Here is a 23,322-nt window from a genome sequence, read left to right on the forward strand (position 1 = left end):
CCCCGATGCCTCCGCAACCCCTGAGCGCATTTACTTCGTGCGCGATGGCAAAGCCATCGCCCTTAGCCGCTGAGACGCATATCACGCAGCGCTGAGTGAAATGCAGAGCTGAAAACGCACACAAATAGGAAGACCGGCCAGAGCCATTGGTCGGTCTTTCGACGTTTTCAACTGCAAGGAGATGAATAGGTGTCAGCGCGCGCCCGAATAGTGGGCCTCGATATTGCTCGTTCCTTGGCCATCATCGGGATGATTATTCTGCACATGGCCAATCTGGTCTGGGGCGCCAAAGTGGTGCTCTCCGGGCTGCCGGCGGCGGGCTTTGCCATCATTGCAGGTACCACGATGATGATCCTTGCCCGCGATTATTCGCTGCGGGTCTTCCTCAAACTGGTCGCCCGCGGTCTGATAGTCATGCTCATCGGCGTGACGCTGTTGCCCGTCGGCGGCGAGATTCAGGTTGTCCTCGTCGTGATGGGCGCAGCCATGGCTCTTACCGCTTGGGTGCCGCCGCTCGCCACTGTGTGGAAGGTCCTGCTCTTCGCGCTGGCCACCGCGGGCGCCACGGTGCTCTACGCGCCCTATACCCTCCCGCAGGTCTATCCCCTCGTGGCATTCCTGGCGTACATGGTGGCGGGCATGCTGCTTTACGACGTCTACCTCACCCGCCCCACCCGCATCCAAGCCGTTGTGACCGCGGTGGCCGTCGTCGTTGCCGGCATCGGCCTGTGGCAGCGCTTTAACCCGGATATCCCCAGCTGGCTACGCTTTACCGGGCATACGGGTGTGCTTGGTGAAATCCTTCTCTCCGTGGCAGTCACCGCGGTGGTGTTGCACCTGTGCCTGATTATCGGCCGTCAGTTGCCACGCTTGGCTTTCCCCTTCGCAGCATTGGGCTCGATGTCGTTGACAATCTATATCCTGCACATTCTCACCGCACGCTACTGGCAAGCACACGTCTCGCTGCACAACACCATGGCGGCACTGGGCTTTGTGCTCGCGTTCTTGGTGCTGAGCGCGCTGTGGAAGAAGTTCTGTGGAAAGGGCCCGGCCGAGAGGGTCGTGGCCTGGGCAATCAAGGAGGTGGCTGCGTAATGGTGGCACGAAAGATAACTGCTGTTGTGGCCAGCTCTCTGGTCGTGGGGCTAGGCGCTGCGCCGGCCATGGCCTTGGAATTCGCCCAGCCCGCACTTCACTCGGAGGAAAGCGCTGCCGTGGCTGCGCTGCGTATGGGCAAGATCGGAAACTTCGGCGATTGCACCGGCACGCTGGTTGCCGAGCAGTGGGTGCTCACCGCCCGCCACTGCTTGGAGTCCGTCAACAACGAAGGCTCGCAGGCCCGCTTTGGCCAGGGCAAGGACACCCGCGTCTATGACGTGGACTCCTGGGCTGTTTCGCCGACTATCGACGCCGGCCTCATGCACCTGACCGAGCCCGTCAAGGACATCAAACCCGCCAAGCTCGCGGATGAGGTCCCCACCGCCGGCGAGAAAGGCCACTTCTACGGCTGGAGCAGTAGCTCCCGTATGGCCCGCAAAGGCCAGCTGCCGATGGCAGAGATGGAAGTAGGCGAATTGCTATCCGGCGGCACCCCACCGGCCAGCCCAGATGAATCCGGCGAGAAGATGACGCCGGTGGTGCCAGGAGATTCCGGGGCTATGGCTCCTGGTGACATGGCAGTGCCTGCCCCCGGCGGAATGGTCGCTCCCGCCCCCGACGCATCCGACGCGCCCCAGGTGATGGAAGGCGGCGACATGCCAGAGATCGCCGTTGGACCCGACGGCGCGGAAAGTATCCCGGCCGGTGAACTCGGGGGAGTAGGCCCGATGATTGCCGCCGCCATCATGGACGTGAAGTCCCTTAATGGTGAGGGCATGCAAGGCGGCGACTCAGGCGGACCATTCTTCGTCGACGGTCGCCTCGTCGGCGTGGCCACGGCTGGAACGTCTAATGCGGACCCGGATCTGCCTTCCCCGACCGCGGCGATTACGTCCGTGGTCGAAGTCCGCGACTGGATCGAGGACGTCACCAGCGGCCGCGATACCGACGGCGTCCTCAACGCCGATAACTCCCCGGCGCCGCCAGCAACGATGCAGGTCAGCGCGCCCGCAGCTCTGACAGCCGGCGTGACTGGGGTGGTGGGCCTGATCGTGCTAGCCATCGCTTCACGTTTGCTTCGCCGCAAATCTGGTGCTGAGCGGGGTAGCAACTAGGCTGTTTCTCCATGAAGGAGAAACTCGTTCCGTGTCTCATCGCTGGCGCCATCCTCGGCGTGGTCTTGTGGCTGGCCTCCGGCATGCTGTGGTTGTTGCCTGTGGGCCTAGTGGCGGGCCTCGCGGGCTACCCGCTGCTTGGCATCACGCGCGATGAGTCCCAAGCCCGCAAGCGCCGCGACGACACCTTCCGCGACTAAGCGCCCCGCACCGCCCCACGCCACCGCACTACGCCGCTTCACAGCCGGTCACCAGATGGCACCCCACAAAAGGCTTCACTCAGAAGTCTCCAGTCAAAAGGTTCCTCTGGGGGCAAGTAAACCTTCTGCAGCCAGGTAGAAGGTTCGTTTGGGGGCAAAGAAACCTTTTGACTGGAACCAGGTGAGGGGAACCCGTTGAGAACCGCCTGCTAGGAAAGAAAGTCAGGCCTAGAAGCCGACCAGCGGGTTAGAAAATCTCGATGCGCCCGCCCAAAGACTCGGTCTGGCGCAGCTGCGCCACCCAGTTCGGCGCACCCGGGTGCAGCCGCAAGACCGGGCGGGAAGAAATCTTCACCGGGGAGACCGATTCCTTCCGAGCACCTGATCGGGCTTCGATGCGGGTGCGGGCGCGGAAGCCAGCGTCGGCAAGCGCGGCGATGGAAGGCTTATCCGAGGCCAGCGATTCGCGCGCATCCTGCAGCAACTCAAGAGCCTCGTCGAGGGCCTGGACCAGTGCCGGTGCATTGGTCTCGCACATCTGGCGAACCAGATCCGGGCGAGTGCCCGCCACGCGGGTGCCGTCCTTGAAGGAGCCGGCCGCGAGGGACTGCGCCAGAATGCCGCCATTATCGCCGACCACCGCGAGGGTCTCCGCCAGCACGTGCGGCAAGTGCGAAATGCGGGCAACCGCGGCATCGTGGTTCGCCACGCGCACCGGAACCGCCTCCGCGTGAACCATCTGGGTCATGCGGACCACGTCCGCAAAAATGTTCTCCCACTCGGCGGGGATGCGCTCGCCGCGGGCCTCGCACTCGGCGGCATAGTCATAGGTGATAACCCAGGCAGCGCGGTTGAACAGCCCGGTGTGGGAGTTCTCCCAGCCGGACTTGGAGGTGCCGGCCATGGGGTGGCCGCCCACATAGCGCGACTCCATGTTGCGCTCCACAATGAGCTGGCGCACCTCGGTCTTGACCGAGACCACGTCCGTCAAACCGCAGCTCGGGGCGTGTGCCTGGATGGCGTCGAGGACCGAAGCAACCGCATCCATGGGCACCGCGATGACAATAAGTGCATTGTCGGCTTCAGCTCGGTGCAGGATGGCCGGCAGATCATCGGTGACGTCGTAGCCCTGCTTAATGGCCGTTCGCGCACCAGAGGTGGAGTGGTTGTAGCCGTACACGGAATGGCGTGCAGCAGCTAGGTCACGCAGGAGGGAACCTCCAATGAGACCGAGGCCGATAATGCAGACGGGGCGTTGAACATCTTGAGAACTCACGGTGACAATTGTGGCACAACCCGACTAATCTGACGAGGTATGAGCCACGACGATCTGTCCTTTGCCATCACCGTCGCCAGTGCCGAAGGCGGCTGGGTGATTCGCCCTTTCAAGGATGACTTCACCGACGTCAACACCTCCATCAAAGCAGTGCGCAACCTGCGTTCCGAGGGGGCGGCATTCGCGCTGCTGTGCGTGGAGGATGACTATTTCGTCGTCGTGCGCCCGGTGCCGGGGGATGTGCGCATGCTGCTTTCCGACGCCACCTACGCCTCCGAAGACGACTTCGCCGCGGATTTCCTAGACCTGCGCGATCTCGAGATCCCGGATCTGGACGAAGACGAGTGGGAGGACGCCGACCCGTACGGTGACGGCGATTTCGATATCTTCGCGGACCTCGGCCTCGATGAGGACCAGGTGGGCTACATCATCGACAACGATGAGGACTGGCCTTCCGATATGCTCCTGCGCATCGCCGGCGAGCTGGGTTTTGGCGATGAGCTGGAGGATTTCATCGACGGCCTCGACTCGGATGACTCTTAAACCAGCAGCGGGGCTGGTGCGCGCAGAGGCCCGCATGCGCCGCGCCCTGGAGGTTGCGCGCACCACGCCGGCGGGGGATATCCCTGTGGGTGCCGTGCTTTACGACGCCTCCGGCAACGAACTCGCCACCGGCGTTAACCGCCGCGAGCAGCTCAATGATCCCACCGCGCACGCAGAGGTGGAAGCCATCCGCCAGGCGGTGCGCGTGCATGGCGATGGTTGGCGTCTGGAGGGCTGCGAGCTGGTTGTCACCCTGGAGCCCTGCGCGATGTGCGCGGGCGCGATTCAGGCTTCCCGGGTGTCTTCGGTGGTCTTCGGGGCCTTTGAGCCGAAGACGGGGGCGTGCGGTTCGCTGGTGGAGGTATTGCGCGCCCCGGGCGCCCTCCACGTTCCCGAGGTACGCGGCGGTGTACTGGAGGGGGAGTGCGCGGAGCTGCTCACGGGCTTCTTCGGGGGTCTTCGCGGCAGCGGCGCTTAGCCCTTGAATTGGTTAGTGACCCCGGAGCCACCTTCCGATTCGCGTGTAGGCTGGGTGGCCCACGTGAGAGAAGTAGAGAGTAAGGAGAAAACCATGGGTGATTTCGAGAACAAGAAGGACGAGTTCGTTGGCAAGGCTAAGGAAGCCGCTGGCGGCCTGACCGATAACGAGAAGCTGGAGAATGAGGGTAAGGCCGACCAGGTCACCTCCGAGGCTAAGCAGAAGGCTTCCGACGCCGTTGAGGGCGTCAAGGATAAGGCCAACGAGGTCATCGGAAACCTCAAGGACTAATTCCTAGCCTCATCTAGCTGAATCGCTGTCCGCGCCGCGTGGTGTGGGCAGCGATTTTGTCGCTCGGGATGACTCCCGTAATCTGGAACGCGGTGGCGTGTCCGAGCGGCCGAAGGTGATCGCCTCGAAAGCGATTGTTGGGTAACCCCCAACCGCGGGTTCAAATCCCGCCGCCACCGCCAGATCCGGCACTCCAGTTCTTAGCTCTGGGGTGCCGGTCTTTTTATTTTTAGAAGCCAGCCCGCCCTCTATCAACATCTCTTTGGAAATCCAGCGCGGCTTGGCGTGTCTCGGGGTCGTGGTCTTCCGTGCGTTTGTGAATCCGTCGGCTCATCATGCCTGCTGGGATGGCAATGAGAAGGATGGCCGCGATGGCAACGATGACGAAAGTGGACATGGGGTCTCCTAAAGCACTTCAGCGGTTAAAACTTTGACTGGACAGGGGGATGTACCCTGACTCTCTATAGTTAAATACTATGATGTGTAACACTATAAAATGTTGAGGTCGATGAATAGTCTTTCTTTTAAATCTACGTTCTCGCTCGTCTTCGCAGCCGCTGTCGTTTCCGGGTTAGGTGACGGCCTCATCCCGATTGCTTTTGCGCTTCAGGCACACCGAGTAGATCCGTCGGGGCGCGGCTTGACGGTGGTGCTTATCGCGCTGTGGGCGGGCCGTTTCCTTAGTTCTTTAGTGGTCCGAAAGCTGCCGCCACCTCACCGGCCAGTGACCTGGATGCTGGGTAGTGATGTCGTTCGGATGCTGGCACAGTGGGGACTTGTAGCGTGGGTGGTTGCTCGCGGCGATTCCATTGCTGCGTTCGCGCTCTCAAGCTGCGTGTACGGTTGTGCCTCGTCATTCTTTGGGCCAGCAAGGTTTAGCCTCTTGTCGCAGCTGTTTTCCGATGAGCAGCGCACTCGCGTCAATGGAACCCTGTCGATGCTCGGTGATGTGCTGTTTATCGCCGGCCCCCTCATCGGTACTGCCGCAGTGCTCACCTTGGGATTTAACACGGTATTACTCATCGACGGCGCCACTTTCCTCGTGGCCATGCTCTTTGTTCTTCCGTTTCTCTCAGTACGTAGCGAACCAGCAGGAGAAAGCTCTAATAGCGCAGCGGCTGAACCAGAACCGGACAGCGCAGGTTCAACGACTTCGAACGAGCCTCTTGCGTCCCCAACGCTCCCGAGCTGGGTGCGGGTAGGGCTCGGCACCTGGCTGGTCGCGGCAGTGGTCAACGGCTTCCTGGGAAGTGCTGGCCCTACATGGATTATGAATACTTTCGACGAAAAGTCGTGGGGGTTTATGGCAACTGCGCTTGCGGTCGGTTCGCTGCTTGGCTCAGCCGCAACAATTCTGAAGGCATTAGATCGGGTGCGCTTTAGCACCTTGCAAATCCTGATGCTGATTCTTCTGGCCGGGCAGATCCTGGCTTTGGCATTCTCCTCTGTCTTCGTGCTCATCGCCGCAGTTGCTGCTGCTGCGTCCTTGTTGATGACTGCGGCAGGCATTGCGTGGGATTCTCTCGGGCAGTCTTTGGGGGATGATGGTCTGGTGCATCAGTTCGCTACGAAGGATCAGCTGGTCTTTACCGCCGGTACCCCACTTGGAATGATTCTTTTCGCGGCACTTTCTTCTCATCCTGGTGTTGCGGCGGTTGCCTTGGCAGCTGCGTTGGTAATTGCAGCTGTTGCGTCGTCCTTGCCCGTGGCGCGTTCGCCGCGTACTGCAGATATGGCTCAGGCGTAGCGGAGATTGCTTAACTCTCGGCCACGTGGTGGTGCTTTGCTGGGGCGCGTGATGTCGTTAGGGCTTCACAGTCCAACTGGTTAAACTGGTGCACATTCGTGTCCACCACCAAAGCTTCCGCGAGCAATAATCGCGCATGTGAAGGGGAATTTCCGTGGCAAAGCTGCTTTACCACCTAGGCCGCTGGTCTTACATCAACCGATGGAAGGTCATCATCGCCTGGATCTTCATCGTGGCGGCTGCGGGCGGAGCGACCTTGAGCTTGATGAAGCCGATGACCACGGAGTACTCCATCAGCGGCACGCCCGCTATTGATGCCACCCGCCGCGCGGTGGAGCTCTTCCCGGAGAACGGTAACCCGGCCAATGCGCCGTCGGTCAACCTCGTCTTCAAGGCCCCGGAAGGGCAGAAGCTCAGCGATCCGCAGAACAAAGAAGCTGTCGAGGACGTGGTGCACCACATTGCTGAAGGCCTTGATATCCCAGAGGGCAGCCAGCAGCGTTGGGGTAACCCGCTTGAGGTATCGCCAGCACTTCAGCAGCAGGTCATCGAGCAGTTCACCTCCATGGGATTGCCGGAGGAGACCGCGCGGGCGGATGCCGACAACCTGGCCATGGTCAATGCCGATGAGACCATCGCCTACACCACCTTCGACTTCGATGCGGAAAGCCCCTATTCGGTAGACCCCGCGGATAAAGACGTGGTCCATGAGGCCATGGATATCGGCCGCGCGGCGGGTCTGGAAGTAGAGGCCGGCGGCGCGGGCTTCGGTGATGAGATCCAGGTCAATTCGATTTCTGAGGTCATCGGCCTAGCCGTGGCGTTTATCGTCCTCATTATTACTTTTGGTTCGCTGGCCTCCGCAGGCATGCCGCTTATCTCCGCGGTCGTGGGCGTGGGCCTGGGTGCGATGGGCGTCATGATCGCGACCCACTGGATGGAGCTCAACAACCTCACCCCGGTGCTGGCCGTCATGATTGGCCTGGCCGTGGGCATCGACTATGCGCTGTTCATCATGTCGCGCTACCGGCAGGAGCGCTCCCGCATGGATGGGCCGGATGCCGCCGGCATGGCCGTTGGCACGGCGGGTTCCTCGGTGGTCTTTGCCGGCGCGACGGTCTTCATCGCGCTCTTCGCGCTGCTCGTGGCGCGCATTAGCTTCCTCACCGCCATGGGCCTGGCCGCTGCGGGCACGGTCTTCATGGCCGTGCTCGTGGCGCTGACCTTGGTGCCCGCGATGCTGGGACTGCTCGGTGATAAGGCCTTCGCCGGGCGCATCCCTGGCGTAGCCGGCAACCCCACGAAGCGCCGCCCTCGCCGCACGAAGCCAACGATGGGCAACCGTTGGGTGCGCACGGTCCAGCGTGTCCCAGGCATCGTCATGGCGCTGGTGGTGCTCGGCCTGGGAGCTTTGACCGCCCCGGTCCTGCACATGGAGCTGGCCCTGCCGGCGGATACCACCTCCAACCCGGATACCACCCAGCGCAAGGCGGCGGACCTGCTTTCCGAGGGCTTCGGTCCCGGCATCAACGGCCCCTTCCTGGTGATCGTGGATGGCGCCAACGCCAACCCGGAATCCGCGGCATTGCAGCCCTATATCCAGGGCCAAGAAGGCGAAGAAGATGAGCAGAAGAAGGCCGCTCTTTCCTCCTTCATCTACTCCGTGCAGCGCCTGAACCAGGTCGGCGGCGTTAAGCACGCCCAGCTGGTGGGCATGAGCAAAGACATGAAGGCTGCGCAGATCATGGTCAGCCCCACCACAGCGCCAACGGATGAGGCCACGATTGGCACCGCCTCCGCCTTACGCACGGCTAGCGCGGAGCTGGAGGATGCTACCGGCGCCGAGATCGGCATGACGGGTCTGACCGCGGTGCAGCTCGACATTACCGAGCGCCTCGAGGAAGCTATGGGGCCTTACCTCGCCATCGTGGTGGGCCTGGCCATCTTCCTGCTGCTGGCGGTATTCCGCTCCATCTTGGTGCCGCTGGTGGCCGGCTTAGGCTTCCTGCTCTCCGTCGGCGGCGCCTTTGGCCTGACCGTTTTGGTGTGGCAGGACGGCCTCACCGGACTGGTGCCCGCGCCGGGCCCGCTGATTTCCTTCATGCCCATCTTCCTCATCGGCGTGACCTTCGGCCTAGCCATGGACTATCAGGTCTTCCTGGTCACCCGCATGCGCGAGCACTTCTCCCGCTACCCACAGGGCAGCGGTGGCACGTACAGCAAGTACAACGCCAACGATGAGGCGACTATCGCCGGCTTTACCGCCGGCGCCCGCGTGGTCACCGCTGCGGCCATCATCATGATTTCCGTCTTCGTGGCCTTCATCAGCCAGCCCCTACCCTTCATCCAGATCTTCGGCTTCGCGCTGGCGGCGGGCGTACTTTTCGACGCCTTCCTAGTCCGCATGTCGCTTGTCCCCGCCACCATGTTCCTCATGGGGCACACCACCTGGTGGATGCCGAAGTGGCTGGACAAGCTGATCCCACAGCTGGACATCGAGGGCACCGCACTCGAGGAAGAATGGGAGCGCAAACACGCGGCAGCATCCCGTGAAGCAGAGGATAAGGCAGCGCAGCCCGTAGAATAGTTCCCTATGACTCACCCTAAGCCGCTGCTGGAGACCGACCTTTCCTTCGACGTGAAGAAGGAGCTGGACTTAGGCGGTCCAGCACAACCGGGAAAGCACGGCCGCACCGGTGTTATCCATACCCCGCACGGTGACATCCAAACCCCGGCGTTTATTCCGGTGGCCACCAAGGCCACGGTGAAGACGCTGACCCCGGAGCAGATTCGCCTGACCGGCGCCCAAGCCATTTTGTCCAACGCCTACCACCTTTATCTGCAGCCGGGCCACGACATCGTGGACGAGGCCGGCGGCGTGGCTACCTTCGAGAACTGGCATGGGCCGACCTATACCGACTCGGGCGGATTCCAGGTCATGTCGCTCGGCGTGGGCTTTAAAAAGGTACTCGCCATGGACGTGGCAGACCTGACGGACTCCGATATCCGTGCGGCCAAGAAGGAGCGCATGGCGCAGGTGGATGAGGACGGTGTGGACTTTAAGTCCTTCATCGATGGCTCCATGCACCGTTTTACCCCGGAGGTCTCCATGCAGATCCAGCATGGCTTGGGCGCGGACATCATGTTTGCCTTCGATGAGCTCACCACGCTCGTAGATACCCGCACCTACCAGGAGGAATCCGTGGAGCGCACGCGCCGCTGGGCGCAGCGCTGCCTGGATGAGCACGACCGACTGACGCTCGCCCGCGGCCCGCAGAAGCCGCGCCAGTCCCTGTGGGGCGTGGTGCAGGGCGCGCAATACGAGGATCTGCGCCGCCAGGCCGCGCGCGGGTTGGTGGAGCTTTCCGATCGCGCCGAGGCAAATGGCCGTCGAGGATTCGGTGGCTTCGGCATCGGTGGCGCATTGGAGAAGGAGAACCTGGGCACGATTGTGGGCTGGGTATGCGATGAGTTGCCCGTCGATAAGCCCCGGCACCTGCTGGGTATCTCTGAACCGGATGATATTTTTACCGCCGTTGAGGCTGGTGCCGATACTTTCGACTGCGTGGCGCCGACCCGTCTGGCGCGCCGCGGTGGCGTCTACACTCTCGACGGACGCATGAACCTCACTAATGCGCGCTTCAAGCGCGACTTTTCTGGTGTGGACGAGGAGTTTGGCGGTTACGTCTCGGAGAACTACTCCCGCGCCTACATCCACCACTTGCTCAAGGCCAAGGAATTCCTGGCCGGCACGCTGTGCACCATCCACAACCTGGAGTTCATGATCCGCCTGGTGGATAACATTCGGGAGTCCATCGACGGCGGCTATTACGAGGCATACCGCGATGAATTTATGGGGCGCTATTACGCCAAGTGACCAGTGACGATGACGTTGTACTCCAAGTCAGTGGTGCCGTCTACCGCACAGGCGATGAGTACGATGCGCCCGGGAACCTCGGTATTCATCAGGTCCGCGTCGCTTCCTAGTTGTTCCTTATCAACTAGGAAGGCGTTATCCACGATCCACTCGCGCCCGGCACCGCCCTCGGAGGTCATGCGGATGTGGGAGCCGTTGAGGATGGGCGTCGTAAAGCGCTGCACCTCGACGCCGTCGAGGCTCTCCACGGTGGTGGGGTTGCTCAGATCGACGTCGGCGGTGACCACCTCGGAGAAGGGGTTGAATACCAGTTTCTGCTGGCCCCAGGCATGGCCCAACACGTAGGTGGTGCCCTGCTCCGCCGTGGCGGGGGACTCGCCCCAGTCTTGTACCCATCGCACCATGGTCTCCTGCGGACCGGCCGGGTTGAGGGGCACGACGAAGGGCATCGAATCATAGGTCGCGCCCGTGATGGTGGCTGGGCCATCCATCTCAAACGTGCCGGTCAGAGCGGGTGCTGGGCCTTGGTTGAGCGGGGGAGGGGTGGTGCTGGGTGCTGCGCTTGACGACGCCTCACTGCTCACCGCCGTCGTTTCCGGTGCCGCGTGGCTCGTCGTTTCAGACGACGTGGTGACTTCCTCTGTACCCGAGCATGCCGCAAGGTTGAAGGCTGTAGCCAGGCCAAGGATGGGGAGGAGGGAACCTCGTAGATGCTTATGCATCGTAGATGTCCTTCCGGTGGCCAATAGCGAATACCTCAATCGTTACTTTCTGGTCGTGGATGTACGCCAGAATGCGGTAAGAACCGACCCGATAGCGCCATTCACCTGAACGGTTTGAAGTCAATCCTTTTCCGAGAGCTCGAGGGTCTTCGCAGCCCTCGAGGTTCTTTTGGATCCACGTCACGATGATTCGCGCATCGAATCGGTCAAACTTCTTTAGCTGTTTCCGGGCTTTCGAAGTGAATTCGACGTGATATGAAGTGATTCCCTCCGACATCTTTAGAGATCCTCGAGGACCTCATCAAGGCTAAACCGTTCGCCAGAATCCTCTGCCATTGCTGCGCGCAGTTCCTGAAGGTCGTAGTAGTCTTCGACCCGTTCTAAAAGCGCTGCTCGGGCAAAGTCAGATATTGTATGTCCTTCAAAGGCGGCTAGATTTCGAACGAGCTCAGCGTCGTTATCATCCATGCGAATTGTCAAAGTAGCCATATCTCCTCCTTAACCATCGTGAATACATTGTATTCTATGGGGAGGGTGAAGGGAAGAGTGAAAAATCCCCCTCAGCACAGTGCGTGCCAAGGGGGTTAAAAGTCTGGGATGCTTCGCTGCTACTTAGAGGGCGCTGCCGTAGGGGTTTCGGTCTCGTCGATAGGCACGTAGTCCTCGCGGCGCTTGACCCAGGAGATAACCAGGGTGGTCAGTGGAAGCATGATGACCTCGCAGGCGGTCTTCCACAAGAAGCCCACGACGACGTAGTTCAGGAAGCCACCGAAAGAGTCGATACCGATGACGGGTGCGGCGATGGCGCAGAACAGCAGGGTATCGCCGAATTCGCCGACGACGGTGGAAGCAACAAGGCGAGCGATGAGGCCCTTCTCGCCCGAGCGGGCCTTCATCTTCACCAGGGTGAAGGAATTGAGCAGCTGGCCCACGACGTAGCCGACGAGGGAAGCCAGCAGGATCTGCGGAACCAGGCCGAGCGTGGCGGCGAAAGCTTCCTGGCCTTCGTAGAAATCAGCCGCGGGCAGCCAGATTGCAATGTAGAAGGAAACCGCGGCCAAAAGAGCCATGGCAAAACCGATATAAACGGCGCGGCGGGTGGACTTGAAGCCGTAGCACTCGGAGAGAACGTCGCCCACAATGTAGGCGAGGGGGAAGAGGAAGAAGGCACCATCGGTGATGAGTGGGCCGAGCTGGACGCCCTTCGTGGCGTTGATGTTCGAGATGAGGAAGGTAACGACGAACACCGCGACCAGCCACGGGTACAAGGTGGAATGTACCGGGATGAATCGGATGCTCTCGCCACCGTTTGCGGTGGTTGCGGTTGCCGATTGAGTTGTCATGGCTCAGCATCTTTCCACGAAAATGGGGGAAGCAGAAATGGGGAAATTGATTCCCATCAGACGGGGAGTGCTCCCATTCCTCCTCGTTCCTTAAGAAAGAGCAGTTGAGCTGCACCTTCCTGGGAGGCAGTTCCGGTAGTCCACCCATAAAGATCTGTGAAGTGGGCAGAAAAAACGCTCCTAGTGTGGCATTCTTTTGCTTGCAGTGTTTTCGTGTTCCCTGCACGTTTCCTGTCTACTGTGCCACGGTGCGCTCGAAGAAATTCGGGCGCGTTCGAATTTCGGGCCACTGAAGGGCAGGCCGTGTCAGGGGGCACGGCTACCTTGGTTCTAGTCCTTAAGCCTCCGGCTGGTCTTTTTCGCCTTCTGCGCCTTTCGATGGAGTAGGTAGAGGCTAGTCGGCGGCACAACTTCGCATTAGGGAAGGTCATCGATATGACGTTTGGTTCCCCAGGCTCGTCACCACAGTTCGGCGGGCGCCCGCCACAGGGGGCTCCCCAGCCAGGCACAGGGTCCGGAAACAGTTCTGGCTCTGGGTTCGGCACGCCCGGTGGACCTGGCGGATTCGGTGGCTTTGGTGCACCGAATCCTGCGCAGAACCCCGTACAGAAGCCTTCCTCGGGTTCTGGGTTTGGCCAAGGTTCCGATTCGGGTGCCAGTGGCTCCTTCGGCGCGCCGGGCTCGCCGGATGGCTTCGGCCAGTCTTCCCCGGCGCCGGACTACCGCCGCCAGGTGGCAACACCCACGGGCCCCACGAAGGGACCATGGCCGCTTCTCATCGCAGCGGGCGTATCTGCGGTCATTGCGTTGATCCTGTTGATTGTCGCGCCGCTTGTGGCCGCCCCTACACAGGTCTTGTTCTTTGGCCTGGCTATTGGCGGCTGGCTGCTGGCTGGAATCGTATCCTTCATCCTTTTGGGTATCTATACGCTGAAGAACACGCAGCGCCAGGCTGAGACGTTTTATGTAGAGGACACCACGCAAACCTTGCTGTACCGCCTCATCATGGGCGGGAGCTTTGTCCTTGTCATTGTCGCTGCGGTGGAAATCGCCTTCTACGTAGGAAAGGCGGTTGGCGTCTAATGAAGAAGCTCACTCGTGTACTTGCCCTGTCCGCGGCGATGGCACTCGCCGGATTCGGCGGCAGCCTGGGAGCGGTGGCGCAGGAGGCTCCTCCGGCCCCAGACGCCCCCGCGCCGGAGGCTCCTGCACCAGAGGGATCGGAAGGCCAGCCGGAAGAACAAAACGGGGAGAACCCAGAAGACCACGGCGGAGAGAATCCGCCGCCACAGGAGCACGTTGAGGGAATCGGCTCCGAGTCCGCGCTTTCTGAGGTCTCGCAAAAGAACCTCTCTGATTTTGGCTCCTGCATCGCCAGCGAAAAATCCGCGGACCTGTTGTTCGTTCTTGACCAGTCGGCCTCGCTGGTTGGCTATGAGGGATCGAAGCCGACGGATGCTGATTTTTTCCGCGTTGACGCCACGGCGGACATCGTCAAGCAGCTGGCCAACCTCGGGGAGGACAATGGCGCAGACATCAACGTCAAGCTCGCCGGTTTCGGCTCCGAGTACTACAGCGATCCAGCTGACTATGGCGGGTGGACCAATGTCTCCGGCAACGGGGATGCTCTCAAAGGCGAACTGGACAAGTTCCGACAGGAGGACCGTGTTGCGGATCTAGAGACCAACTATGGCGTGGCCTACAAGGGAGCACTCAAGGAACTGGCTTCCCACCAGGGCAGCAGCTGCCGCGCCATCGTGTTCTTTACCGATGGCAAGTACTACACCGATGCCGAGGCTCATGATCTCCAGGGAGCGCAGGACAAGCTCTGTGAGGTTAATTCCTCTGTCACCGCGTTCCGCAACTCCAATATCCGCCTCTTTAACGTGGGCCTCGTGCCGGCTGCAGAAGCACAAGATCAGGTCCGCCAGCTCACCCGCATGGCGGAGGGCGAAGACTGCGGCCAGGGCGCTCCCAACGGTGCTTTCTTCGACGCGGGTGAGGATCCAGCGGCGCTGTTCGCTGCCTTCCGTAACCTCATCCCCACCTCGGGTGGTGTGACCAAGGAGGGAAACCTCAAGGACCAATTCGATTTCGTCCTCGATAACTCCGTGTCCCCAGTGCGATTGTCGGCGGTGCCGAAGAGCTCGGTTGGGGAAGGAGAGCTCATCCCTACCTTGACTGGGCCCGATGGTGAAACCGTTGAGCTCAAGCCTGATACCACTCACGTAGCCGGCGCGAAGGTCTCCGTGACGGAGAACAGCAAGCTTCCAGGCATGGTTGATATCGCGATGGAGAAGGACGGCGACCCCTGGGCAGGCGCCTGGACTTTTGGCTACAAGGTGGCTGAGGGAACTGATGGCGAGTACCTCGCGTCCGTCGTTATGGTGCCGGGCCTCAACCTAGACCTCAAGACGGAAGACGGCTCCAAGGTGGAAGGCGGCATCAACTCGGACCAGGTCCTGAAGGGGCAGTTGGTCGATGGCCAGGGCGAGCCGCGCACGCTGGAGGGCGAAGGTACCCTCCACGCCGAGTTCGTACCGGAGGATGGTTCCCCGGTCACCCTCGTGGACAATGCGCCCATCACGGATGGGCAGCCAGTCGACATTCCGCTGGACCAAGTGGAAAACGCGGCATCCGGTCAGCTGGTGACGCGCGTGGAGATCACCACCAAGGGCACCGATGAGCGTCCAGGCTCGAAGCTGGATCCCATCAACGCGGAAACGCCGCTGACCGTTACCCCGGTTAATATGCCGACGGTGGGCTCGGCGCAGACGATCACCATGACGGAGAAAGAAATTACCGTCGATGTCCCCGTGACCGGTCCCGGCAAGGTCTGGGTAGCAGACCAGACCGTGGATTCTGCTGACGGTATGCTTCCCGCAGGAGTACCTTCCGTTTCCGTGAGCTCCAAGCACAACTCTGAGGATTCCGCGCTGGAGCTTTCCAAGGATGAGAAAACGACCATCCCGGTGACGGTGAGCGTTGAGGAGATGGCGGATGGCCCGCTGCGCGTGGAGCCGGTGATTAACCTGCAGTCGGCTGAGGATAACCAACAGCTGGAGCTACCGCTGACGCTGCAGGGCTCCATGAGCGCGCCATTGAACAAGTCCGCGTTCGGTCTGTCCTTCGTCCTTGCGGTTGTGCTCGCGTTGCTGATCCCCCTGGGAATTCTGTACTTGATGAAGTGGATTAGCGGCCGCATTCCGGAGAAGCCGCGCATGTTTGCGAAGACCATCCCGGTCAAGCGCGATGGCGCGAACCTCATACGCACCGATAATGGCCGCCCATTTGCGGTGTCCAAGGACGAGTTCCAAGGTGCCGTTCCGGTGGAGACCTCTGCACGTTCTGTTCGCCTGGGTGGCAACGACGCCAAGGTAAAGATGGGCCTGAGCCCCTTTACCGCCGCCCACGTGGAGGTTCAGCGCGATGGCACTATCTCCGGTAAGGGCAAGAAGTCCGGATATCGCGCAGTGCTGCCACTTGCTGTGCAGAACACGTGGTTCTTCGTGGGCAACGCGAAGGACCGCAACTCCGGAGAGATCGTCCTGACTGTCGATACGTTGGCGCAGGCCAGCGCGTACGACGAGATGTCCAAGGAGATCAGCCGCCAGGCCCTGCAGCTCTTCGACCAAGTGGAATTCCCCGCCGAGAAGTCACAGTCGCAGGCACCGCCGCAGACGCCGCCGCAGGCGGGCCAGCCTGGCCCGCAGCCGCCGAATGCCCCGCAGAGCGGACCACACCCTGGCCAACCACCTACGCCGCAGCGCGGCCCGCAGAGTGCTCCCCGCAATGGTGCGCAGCAGCAACCGCCGCAGCACGGAGGCTTTGGGCCGTCCCAGCCATCCGGTCCACCGAATCACGGCCAGCCAGGGCCCACAGGCGGGCCAGGGCGCCCCGGCTTTGGCAGTGGCCCCAACGTTGGTGGCGGATCCAGCTTCGGTGGAGGCCCCGGTTTCGGCCAGCCAGGCCAGCAGCGACCGAACAATCCTGGTAACCCTGGTAACAATGGCGGCTGGCCCCCTAGCCCGGGATTCGGCTCCCAGGGCTAAGCCGGTTGAGCAGCACGCACCAACCCTAAATAGAACAGAAGCGAACCTCCCCTTCGAAAGGTAATTAGAGATGAAGAAGTTCCTCGTCGTCGGTTGCGGTGGCTCCGGCGCCAAGACACTGGCGTTCATGATGGACCAGCTCAAGGCCGAGCTGCGAAGCATCGACCCGGACTTAACCGAGCTGCCCAAGGCTTGGCAGTTCGTCAACATCGACGTGCCGCTCGAAGAGGAAGCCGGCCCGCAAAAGCTGCCGAACGTTACGCAGAACGGTGGCCACTACGTGGGCATTGGTTCGCGCCAGAACTACAACACCTTCGATGAAGGCGTATCCAGCATCCTGGGCCGCTCCGGCAAGCTTGGGGAGATCGCAACGTGGGCCACCCGCAACCCCGCCACCAATGACGTGAAGCTGGCTGACGGTGCCGGCCAGTACCGTGCGATCGGTCGCATGCTGACCCTTCCGCACCTGAAGGAGATTCGCCAGGCCCTCAAGGATGCGGTGGATGAGATGTTCACGCAGGAGGCGATCCAGGAGCTCAACCGCCTCAATTACAAGCAGACCAAGCTGGACTCTGATACCGGCGATTCACAGCCGGTTGTCCTCGTGGTCTCCTCCATGGCAGGCGGTGCAGGTGCTTCGATGTTCCTCGACGTGTGCCGTGTGCTCACCACCATTCCGAACGTGAACCCGCAGGGCACGCTCGTCTTCATGTACTCCCCGGAGATCTTCTCCGATAACAAGGCAGATGACATGGCCGGCGCGTGGCCGAACTCGCTCGCCATGTTCGGTGAAGTCGTCGCCGCGCAGATGGGCAACTCCAGCGACCATGACCGCGCCGTCTTTGAGGCCTTCGACATGGGTACTCCGCCGGAGGGCCAGATCTTCAGCCGTATTTTCCCGATCGGCTCCAAGATGGGTACCACCAGCGCCCGCTTTGGTGACGGCTCCGCCATGTCCATCTACCGTGGCCTGGGACGAGCCTTGGCAGGACTGATGGCCTCCACCAAGGCCAGCGATAACTTGGTGTCCTATGCAATGACTAACACTCCGGCCGGTGACGGCGGCCGCCGCTTCTTCGGCTGGGATAGCCCGACGGGTGGAACCCCGTGGGGTCGCCTGCCTTGGGGTTCGCTGGGTTATGCCCAGGTGTCGATGGGCCGCGATCGCTTCGCCGAGTACTCCTCCCAGCGCCTTGCGCGCAGTGCCTTCGAGCGCCTCTTCAACGGGCACCTCGACCCGCAAAACCCCGAGGCCGGCGAGATGCAGATTGCCAAGAAGCTGGAGGAGCGGCTGCCCAATGCTTTCGGCTCCATCACGCTCGATCCTTCTTGGGCGCAGGGCGGGCAGATCGACAGCGGCAGCGTGTGGAACTGGCTCAACAGCGTGTTTGGCGGTCAAGCCCAGCAGGCCGCAGACAGCGCCACGAAGTACCTGCAGAGCTTCATCCCCGTAGGCCAGGGCCGCAACGTCAACGAATGGCGTGAAGAGTTCGAGGGCAACATGGCGGATCCGCGCAACGAGCAGGCCATCGCATCTGTTCTTAACAATGCCGCCTATGACATCGTCTACCGCTACGCCAACTTCTTCAGCGATAGCGTGCTCGCCGCCGTGGAGGCGGAGCTGGCCGCGGTGGGCGTGCCTTATGTGCGCGAGATGCTCTCCAAGATCACGGATGTTCTCACCAACTCCGACCGCCTCCTGCCGTGCCTGGCGGAGTACTCCGGCTACTACCAAAACACCCGCGTGCTGACGAAGCCGGAAGGCGCGGATCCCATCCTCAGCCCATTGACCGGTAAGGGACAGATGACGGATCCGACCCCCACCGTCAATGCGCTCATGGGCCTGTACTTCAACCAGTTCTACAGCTACGCCCTCATGGCGATTGCGCACCTGCTCAAGGACGTCCTTCAGGACTATGCCGATGAGAACCTCTTCCACCTCAAGCGCGAGCTGGGAGATGCCCATGCGGTGTTGGAGAAGGCCGTGTCGAAGCGCCCGGAAACCAACAAGCTGGCTGATGTCCGCACCGATGAGGTCAACTCGTGGCCGACGGAGTTCGATGAGGTCGTGGAATCCCGCTTCAAGGGCGCGGAGAACGAAATCATGCTGACCGACGTCAACTCCTTCATCTCGGACTATCGGGACCAGATGCTGCGCACCATCCAGGGCCAACAGTCCACCGCGGATGTCACCAACTACGAGCAGGCCTACCCCTTTGCCGTGCGTGCCGTCATCCGCGGCGAATGGGAATCGCTCGATGCGGCCCAGGCGCCGAATGACACGTTGGCGCCGCAGAAGCGCACCAACGATGCCTACTCCAACCGGGCCGGCTGGGTATCCAAGTACCTCTCGCGCCATCCGCAGAATGGCGAAACCCGCGAATCACAGCGTGCGCACTACCGGGCGAAGATTCGCCCGACTGACCTGCTGGAGCGCTCGCGTCAGTGGATTAACCGCCGTGACTACGAGTTCCAGAAGTTCAACTCTGTGGACCTGCGCCGCTACCTCACGCTCACCCCAGACATCAACGAGGTTGAGCACGCGGAGCGTCAGCGTCGCTTCATCGAGGCTTTCCAACTGGCCCTGAGCTATGCCCGCCCGCTGGCTGCGGTCAACGATGAGATGGTCCAGCGCATCCACGGCAAGTCGGTGCAGTACACCTACTCTTTCTCCGATATCCCGTTTGCGGAGCTGGGCTCTGCGGAGACCGGCATTGCCGCTCAGCTGGAGTCAGTGCTGAGCCGCCCTGAGATTGATGGTCCTTCTTCCGTGGCTTTGCGCAATTCGCTCAACATGTCGGACCACGTCCAACACATTGAGATCTTTGGTTCCTACCCGAACTACTCGCCGATCGTCTTCTCCTCCATGTTCAACTACATTGCCAAGGACATTGAGAAGCAGGACAATTTCGACGGCTCCTGGTGGTCTGAGCGCCGCACCCGCCCGTTGCCGGCAGCACTGCCTTTGACGAACACGGAACGCCAGGCCATGGTGGCTGGCTGGATCATCGGGCGTATCACCGGCCGCGTCTACATTTCGAACCCGGATGCCGCCAACGCTGCGGCCCACATTTTCGATGACACGGATGGCGGCGTCAACGATTGGGTGGACTTCCCGAACCCGCTGCTCATCTCACCACGCCGCATGATCAAGAAGTCGGACTGGATGTCCTCGGTGCTGGAATCCATCTTCATCGCCTACGCCAAGGTTCAGGAAACCGGGCGTTATGGTTTCGCCTCCTCGCTGTACCCGTACCAACTGTTGCGTGGGCTTTTCGACGACGGCCTCGACTTCGCCCACTCTGGCGCCTCGACGCACCCAGTGGTGCATCGCCTGGCACAGTTCCTGGCTAACGGTGATGTCCCGAACCGCGGCGTTGTAGGAACCTCCATTCAGGATCGCTACGAAACTTTCGTCAACGAGCTGGACAAGTTTGCCCGCGGCGCAGACCACTTTGTGCCGGGGCACTCCAATGCTCTGCCGGGCCAGGGCCGGAAGGAAAAGCCTTTCGCTGAGATCCGTTCCCGCGAAGTTGCCTCGATAACGCCGTACTACCGTGACCTGGCGCTGGACGTCATCGCGATGGTTCCGGTCATCCGCAACTACCTGGATCAGGCGAAGACGGTGGCGGAGAATCCCGTAGCCCAGCCGGAGCCGCAGGTGCGTAGCTCCGAATCAGGCTTCGCCCAGTCCACCGCACCGGAATTCAACCTCAATGACCTGGATGACACCTTCTAATGACGAACGTAATTATCTTCGGACACGGCGCCACTGCGGATGACATCCGCTCCCGCCTGAGCGATCTGCGTGCGGTTGGTCTCCTGCAGAACTTCCTCTGGATCGACTATGCCCACCCCACCAGCGGGGCCGTCGTGCGCTCCTTTACAGAAGAGGGCACGGCGCGCTTGTCGACGCTCGACGAGGCCCTCCGCAGCTTCAGCGGGGACGTTCTTCTTGCCACCATCGATCCGATGGACGCGGAACAGCCGCAGGACGTCGCCAAGCTCACGGAGTGGGTCAGCGCCGTCGATCAGCGCCTTATCCAGGCCTCCAACCTGCGCGTGCGTTTGTTGCTCTCCGCCCTTCCGCGCGAAAGCGTGGACATCGCCCCGTTGCAGGGCTGGAGCAACCTCGTGCTCTCCCCGGAGGAAGGCGGAACCCCGGCGTCGTCGCGCATCCGTCCCATCAAGCGCACCGCGGACGGCTTCGAGCTGGCACAGTTCGCAGCCCCGGCCGTGGCCAGCATTTTCGGTCTGTGGCGCGGCATGCCGGAACCGGCGGTGTTGGATCCGGAGACGCACCGCGTCATCGAAACCGGTGACCGGCAACGCTTCCGTCTCGTGCGCGCTTTCCACCGCACCATCGATGCCAATGACATCGAGGACAAGGTGAAAAAGGCTGTCTTCGATCCCGGCCAGCGTCTGCCGCAGCCACAGGTCAACAACATTTCGCGCGCCGTGCATTATGCCAACCCGGAGCAGCTCACGGAGCAGTGCGCGCAGATGTTCATCAACCAGGAGATATCTCCGCTGGTCAGCGCCCCGACCGCCTATGAAGAGCTGCAGTCCCATAAGGTCAGCGGCTGGGCAGCACTGAAGGATAATCTGCGTCTGTACTGGTCCACGGTGGTGGGCAAGCCCCAGGATTGGGTTGAGGGCCAGCGCGGTGCGATGAACAAGAACGCGGCTACTTTCCTGCAGAAGATGCTCTATGGCGAGGACTCCAGCGTGGAGGTCGTCTTGGCGGGGCATTCCGGCAAGGGTAGCGGCGCGACGAGCGTCGAAGAGCTGCGCCAAGCCAGCGAGCACACCATGCGGGTCGCCCGGGAGCAGCACTTTTCCTTGGGGCAGGAACCGCAGTTGTCGCGCACGTGGGAGGCATATCACGACTATGCACTCGGCTTGGTCGATGGCTCGTGGCGCGAGAGCATCGACACCAAGGGGCTGCGCAATAACCAGGGCAACATGTACATCGTGCAATACGGTGGCCAGTCTGTGCAGGATGTCAGCGCTTCCTTCCAAGGCTTCCACCCGCTGATGACCAGCACGCTGGGCTATACACACGAGTCCCAAGCAACCGTCGCGCCTTTCGATCCAGTAGGTGCCGAGCGTTTCGCCGCTGACATCGAGTACACCAGCCAGCAGACCCGCAACGAGGCGGTGAGCCGCAAGAAGCGCGAGTTCGCCTCGTGGCGAGCAAAGAACAGCACCACTTTCGCCTGGAAGGTGGGCCAGGGTCTATGGGAGAAGCTGGGGCATGCCCAGCAGAAGTACCGCGACGCGCACGCCAAAGCACGCGAGCTGCAAGAGCTGGCCAATAACTTCCAAGCGCGTGATTTCAACGCGGAGAACAAAGCACTGACCCGGAAGCTGCGCACGATGTGGATCGTGCTCTTCGTGGCGCTTGCCCTCATGACCTACATGGTGGCCGGGCGCTACAACCCAGACTTGCCGCTGGGTGAGTATTCGCAGTGGTTCGATTGGCCGTGGTACGTCGTGGGCATCATCCTGGCGGGCATGCTTTTCCTCATCTGCTCTTGGGCGGTCTTTACTAAGGCTCAGCGTGAAATCTTTGACTACGTGCAGAGGCGAAAGCTGCTCAACCGCAATCAGGAAATTGCCGCACAGAATCTGGCCACCTCCTCCGCGGAGATCTCGCGCATTTCCAACGCCTACAACCAGTTCCTGAGCTGGTCGGCTCTGCTGGGCCGGGCGATCTACGCACCCTTCGGACGCAAGGAGACCTCGAGCGACCGGCTGCGGACACCGCAGGCGGGTCTTCCAGAAAACGCTCGCATTGCCCAGGCCGTGCTCAACCGCGACGATGCCGTGCGCATGACGGATGAAATCCGCTCCTACATCTACCAGACGGAATGGGCACACCGTTCGCTTAAGTCACTGCTCGACGACATGAATAACACCTTCGAGCGCAACCGCACTGGTCACTCGGCCGTGGCGCTCAATGAGATGTGGGGCATGGCTGGACTGGGATCCAGCACCGCCTTGGATAACCTGTCGCGCAACCTCGATCACGCTTACATGCAGGACCGTGACCTGAAGCAACAGGAATGGCAGAAGGTCATCACGGATCCGCGGATGACCCGCAGCCTGCAGCGCTACCTAAGCCGCGTGACCTTCCGCGAGGAGGGCGGCAGCCGCGTGCAGAGCACCTCCGAGTTCCTCGCCGGAATGAACCAGGAAAAGGGAGCCCTCCAGGCCTTTAGCCCCAACGCACTCACCAGCGCTGGCGGCGCTGAAGGTTATACCGAAATTGATGGCTCCCGCACGCGCATCGTGGAGGTCGACAGCCAGACCGCGCTGACCAGCCAGCTTTCACGCTCTGTGACCGTGGTGCAGTACGGAAAGATTACGGATTTCAAGTGCTTGATTCCGGATGCGTCGTCTAGCGCACAGCCCTTTGCTCAGCCCTCGGATCTGTCCTTGGATGAGCTGGATGATACGAATCACATGGACTTTAAGTCGCCGGTGCAGGAGAACAACGAGGGCTCAGCCGCGCGGCCATTCTTTGGTCAGCCGGCAGCCCCGGACCTCTCAGACCTCGACGAAACCTTCTGACGGA

Annotated in this window: 19 protein-coding genes and 1 tRNA gene; 14 read left to right on the top strand and 6 right to left on the bottom strand. The window is 61.4% G+C overall.

The window, feature by feature from the left end; translation table 11 throughout:
* Positions 1 to 189: 189 nt before the first annotated feature.
* From HMPREF2932_RS06095 to HMPREF2932_RS06105, 3 genes are read left to right on the top strand one after another with little or no spacing between them, the layout of a single operon-like run.
* A complete protein-coding gene (locus HMPREF2932_RS06095; RefSeq protein WP_071409821.1) occupies positions 190 to 1,095 on the top strand; it encodes a DUF418 domain-containing protein in 906 nt (301 codons plus the stop codon).
* Complete coding sequence (locus tag HMPREF2932_RS06100) at positions 1,095 to 2,213, top strand: trypsin-like serine protease (protein WP_071409822.1); 1,119 nt, start codon at positions 1,095 to 1,097, stop codon at positions 2,211 to 2,213. Before HMPREF2932_RS06095 ends, HMPREF2932_RS06100 begins: the two co-directional genes overlap by 1 nt.
* Before the next feature lie 11 nt (positions 2,214 to 2,224).
* Positions 2,225 to 2,413, top strand: coding sequence for a hypothetical protein (locus tag HMPREF2932_RS06105; protein ID WP_010188398.1), 189 nt, complete (start codon positions 2,225 to 2,227; stop codon positions 2,411 to 2,413).
* Positions 2,414 to 2,660: 247 nt separating this feature from the next.
* On the opposite strand, the gene HMPREF2932_RS06110 is transcribed toward HMPREF2932_RS06105, so the two are convergent.
* Complete coding sequence (locus HMPREF2932_RS06110) at positions 2,661 to 3,689, bottom strand: prephenate dehydrogenase (protein WP_046648856.1); 1,029 nt, start codon at positions 3,687 to 3,689, stop codon at positions 2,661 to 2,663.
* A gap of 39 nt (positions 3,690 to 3,728) precedes the next feature.
* Between HMPREF2932_RS06110 and HMPREF2932_RS06115 the strand changes: the two genes are divergently transcribed.
* From HMPREF2932_RS06115 to HMPREF2932_RS06130, 4 genes are all read left to right on the top strand, one after another.
* Positions 3,729 to 4,232, top strand: a complete 504-nt coding sequence (locus tag HMPREF2932_RS06115) for a tRNA adenosine deaminase-associated protein (RefSeq protein ID WP_046648855.1) — start codon at positions 3,729 to 3,731, stop codon at positions 4,230 to 4,232.
* A gap of 34 nt (positions 4,233 to 4,266) precedes the next feature.
* Positions 4,267 to 4,710, top strand: coding sequence for a nucleoside deaminase (locus tag HMPREF2932_RS06120; RefSeq protein ID WP_070754918.1), 444 nt, complete (start codon positions 4,267 to 4,269; stop codon positions 4,708 to 4,710).
* Positions 4,711 to 4,803: 93 nt separating this feature from the next.
* Complete coding sequence (locus HMPREF2932_RS06125) at positions 4,804 to 5,001, top strand: CsbD family protein (RefSeq protein ID WP_046648854.1); 198 nt, start codon at positions 4,804 to 4,806, stop codon at positions 4,999 to 5,001.
* Positions 5,002 to 5,092: 91 nt separating this feature from the next.
* Positions 5,093 to 5,183 (top strand) — tRNA-Ser (locus HMPREF2932_RS06130).
* Positions 5,184 to 5,230: 47 nt separating this feature from the next.
* On the opposite strand, the gene HMPREF2932_RS13565 is transcribed toward HMPREF2932_RS06130, so the two are convergent.
* The gene (locus HMPREF2932_RS13565; RefSeq protein ID WP_168166986.1) at positions 5,231 to 5,398 is read right to left on the bottom strand and encodes a hypothetical protein; all 168 of its coding nucleotides are present in this window, start codon (positions 5,396 to 5,398) and stop codon (positions 5,231 to 5,233) included.
* 111 nt (positions 5,399 to 5,509) lie between these two features.
* Between HMPREF2932_RS13565 and HMPREF2932_RS06135 the strand changes: the two genes are divergently transcribed.
* The 3 genes from HMPREF2932_RS06135 to tgt all read left to right on the top strand — a co-directional run bounded on the left by HMPREF2932_RS06135 (position 5,510) and on the right by tgt (position 10,625).
* On the top strand, positions 5,510 to 6,748 hold the full coding sequence (locus HMPREF2932_RS06135) for an MFS transporter (protein ID WP_071409844.1): 1,239 nt from the start codon (positions 5,510 to 5,512) through the stop codon (positions 6,746 to 6,748).
* Between the two features lie 154 nt (positions 6,749 to 6,902).
* Positions 6,903 to 9,335 (top strand): MMPL family transporter, encoded by a 2,433-nt coding sequence (locus tag HMPREF2932_RS06140; protein WP_070701296.1) that lies wholly within the window; start codon positions 6,903 to 6,905, stop codon positions 9,333 to 9,335.
* 6 nt (positions 9,336 to 9,341) lie between these two features.
* On the top strand, positions 9,342 to 10,625 hold the full coding sequence (gene tgt, locus HMPREF2932_RS06145; protein ID WP_071409823.1) for a tRNA guanosine(34) transglycosylase Tgt: 1,284 nt from the start codon (positions 9,342 to 9,344) through the stop codon (positions 10,623 to 10,625).
* Here tgt and HMPREF2932_RS06150 read toward each other — a convergent pair.
* From HMPREF2932_RS06150 to HMPREF2932_RS06165, 4 genes are all read right to left on the bottom strand, one after another.
* Complete coding sequence (locus tag HMPREF2932_RS06150) at positions 10,613 to 11,347, bottom strand: sortase family protein (RefSeq protein WP_070821469.1); 735 nt, start codon at positions 11,345 to 11,347, stop codon at positions 10,613 to 10,615. The two genes, tgt and HMPREF2932_RS06150, sit on opposite strands and share 13 nt — an antisense overlap.
* Complete coding sequence (locus HMPREF2932_RS06155) at positions 11,340 to 11,624, bottom strand: type II toxin-antitoxin system RelE family toxin (RefSeq protein ID WP_046648850.1); 285 nt, start codon at positions 11,622 to 11,624, stop codon at positions 11,340 to 11,342. The genes HMPREF2932_RS06150 and HMPREF2932_RS06155 overlap by 8 nt, the downstream gene beginning before the upstream one ends.
* Positions 11,625 to 11,626: 2 nt before the next feature.
* Positions 11,627 to 11,836 carry a type II toxin-antitoxin system RelB family antitoxin gene (gene relB / locus HMPREF2932_RS06160; RefSeq protein ID WP_070509660.1) on the bottom strand — a complete coding sequence of 70 codons (210 nt, stop codon included), beginning with the start codon at positions 11,834 to 11,836 and terminating at the stop codon, positions 11,627 to 11,629.
* Positions 11,837 to 11,955: 119 nt separating this feature from the next.
* The gene (locus HMPREF2932_RS06165) at positions 11,956 to 12,690 is read right to left on the bottom strand and encodes a queuosine precursor transporter (protein ID WP_071409824.1); all 735 of its coding nucleotides are present in this window, start codon (positions 12,688 to 12,690) and stop codon (positions 11,956 to 11,958) included.
* Positions 12,691 to 13,125: 435 nt separating this feature from the next.
* On the opposite strand from HMPREF2932_RS06165, the gene HMPREF2932_RS13810 reads away from it, so the two are divergent.
* The 4 genes from HMPREF2932_RS13810 to HMPREF2932_RS06185 all read left to right on the top strand — a co-directional run bounded on the left by HMPREF2932_RS13810 (position 13,126) and on the right by HMPREF2932_RS06185 (position 23,318).
* Positions 13,126 to 13,773: a hypothetical protein gene (locus tag HMPREF2932_RS13810; RefSeq protein ID WP_239663658.1), complete on the top strand. Its 648-nt coding sequence runs from the start codon at positions 13,126 to 13,128 to the stop codon at positions 13,771 to 13,773.
* Complete coding sequence (locus HMPREF2932_RS06175; protein WP_071409825.1) at positions 13,773 to 16,742, top strand: VWA domain-containing protein; 2,970 nt, start codon at positions 13,773 to 13,775, stop codon at positions 16,740 to 16,742. Before HMPREF2932_RS13810 ends, HMPREF2932_RS06175 begins: the two co-directional genes overlap by 1 nt.
* A gap of 70 nt (positions 16,743 to 16,812) precedes the next feature.
* Positions 16,813 to 20,481 carry a tubulin-like doman-containing protein gene (locus HMPREF2932_RS06180; protein ID WP_071409826.1) on the top strand — a complete coding sequence of 1,223 codons (3,669 nt, stop codon included), beginning with the start codon at positions 16,813 to 16,815 and terminating at the stop codon, positions 20,479 to 20,481.
* Complete coding sequence (locus HMPREF2932_RS06185; RefSeq protein ID WP_071409827.1) at positions 20,481 to 23,318, top strand: AAA family ATPase; 2,838 nt, start codon at positions 20,481 to 20,483, stop codon at positions 23,316 to 23,318. The genes HMPREF2932_RS06180 and HMPREF2932_RS06185 overlap by 1 nt, the downstream gene beginning before the upstream one ends.
* Positions 23,319 to 23,322 lie beyond the last annotated feature (4 nt).

The organism is Corynebacterium sp. HMSC074H12 (genome assembly GCF_001813755.1).
In the GTDB taxonomy this organism is placed as follows: domain Bacteria; phylum Actinomycetota; class Actinomycetes; order Mycobacteriales; family Mycobacteriaceae; genus Corynebacterium; species Corynebacterium hiratae.

Excerpts from the sequence above, each read along its gene's own strand:
- HMPREF2932_RS06165 (WP_071409824.1), bottom strand. The coding sequence starts at position 12,690 with ATGACAACTCAATCGGCAACCGCAACCACCGCAAACGGTGGCGAGAGC.
- HMPREF2932_RS06180 (WP_071409826.1), top strand. The coding sequence starts at position 16,813 with ATGAAGAAGTTCCTCGTCGTCGGTTGCGGTGGCTCCGGCGCCAAGACA.
- HMPREF2932_RS06150 (WP_070821469.1), bottom strand. The coding sequence starts at position 11,347 with ATGCATAAGCATCTACGAGGTTCCCTCCTCCCCATCCTTGGCCTGGCT.
- HMPREF2932_RS13565 (WP_168166986.1), bottom strand. The coding sequence starts at position 5,398 with ATGTCCACTTTCGTCATCGTTGCCATCGCGGCCATCCTTCTCATTGCC.
- HMPREF2932_RS06105 (WP_010188398.1), top strand. The coding sequence starts at position 2,225 with ATGAAGGAGAAACTCGTTCCGTGTCTCATCGCTGGCGCCATCCTCGGC.
- relB (WP_070509660.1), bottom strand. The coding sequence starts at position 11,836 with ATGGCTACTTTGACAATTCGCATGGATGATAACGACGCTGAGCTCGTT.
- HMPREF2932_RS06185 (WP_071409827.1), top strand. The coding sequence starts at position 20,481 with ATGACGAACGTAATTATCTTCGGACACGGCGCCACTGCGGATGACATC.
- HMPREF2932_RS06175 (WP_071409825.1), top strand. The coding sequence starts at position 13,773 with ATGAAGAAGCTCACTCGTGTACTTGCCCTGTCCGCGGCGATGGCACTC.
- HMPREF2932_RS06100 (WP_071409822.1), top strand. The coding sequence starts at position 1,095 with ATGGTGGCACGAAAGATAACTGCTGTTGTGGCCAGCTCTCTGGTCGTG.
- HMPREF2932_RS06135 (WP_071409844.1), top strand. The coding sequence starts at position 5,510 with ATGAATAGTCTTTCTTTTAAATCTACGTTCTCGCTCGTCTTCGCAGCC.
- HMPREF2932_RS06120 (WP_070754918.1), top strand. The coding sequence starts at position 4,267 with ATGCGCCGCGCCCTGGAGGTTGCGCGCACCACGCCGGCGGGGGATATC.
- HMPREF2932_RS06125 (WP_046648854.1), top strand. The coding sequence starts at position 4,804 with ATGGGTGATTTCGAGAACAAGAAGGACGAGTTCGTTGGCAAGGCTAAG.
- tgt (WP_071409823.1), top strand. The coding sequence starts at position 9,342 with ATGACTCACCCTAAGCCGCTGCTGGAGACCGACCTTTCCTTCGACGTG.
- HMPREF2932_RS13810 (WP_239663658.1), top strand. The coding sequence starts at position 13,126 with ATGACGTTTGGTTCCCCAGGCTCGTCACCACAGTTCGGCGGGCGCCCG.
- HMPREF2932_RS06115 (WP_046648855.1), top strand. The coding sequence starts at position 3,729 with ATGAGCCACGACGATCTGTCCTTTGCCATCACCGTCGCCAGTGCCGAA.
- HMPREF2932_RS06155 (WP_046648850.1), bottom strand. The coding sequence starts at position 11,624 with ATGTCGGAGGGAATCACTTCATATCACGTCGAATTCACTTCGAAAGCC.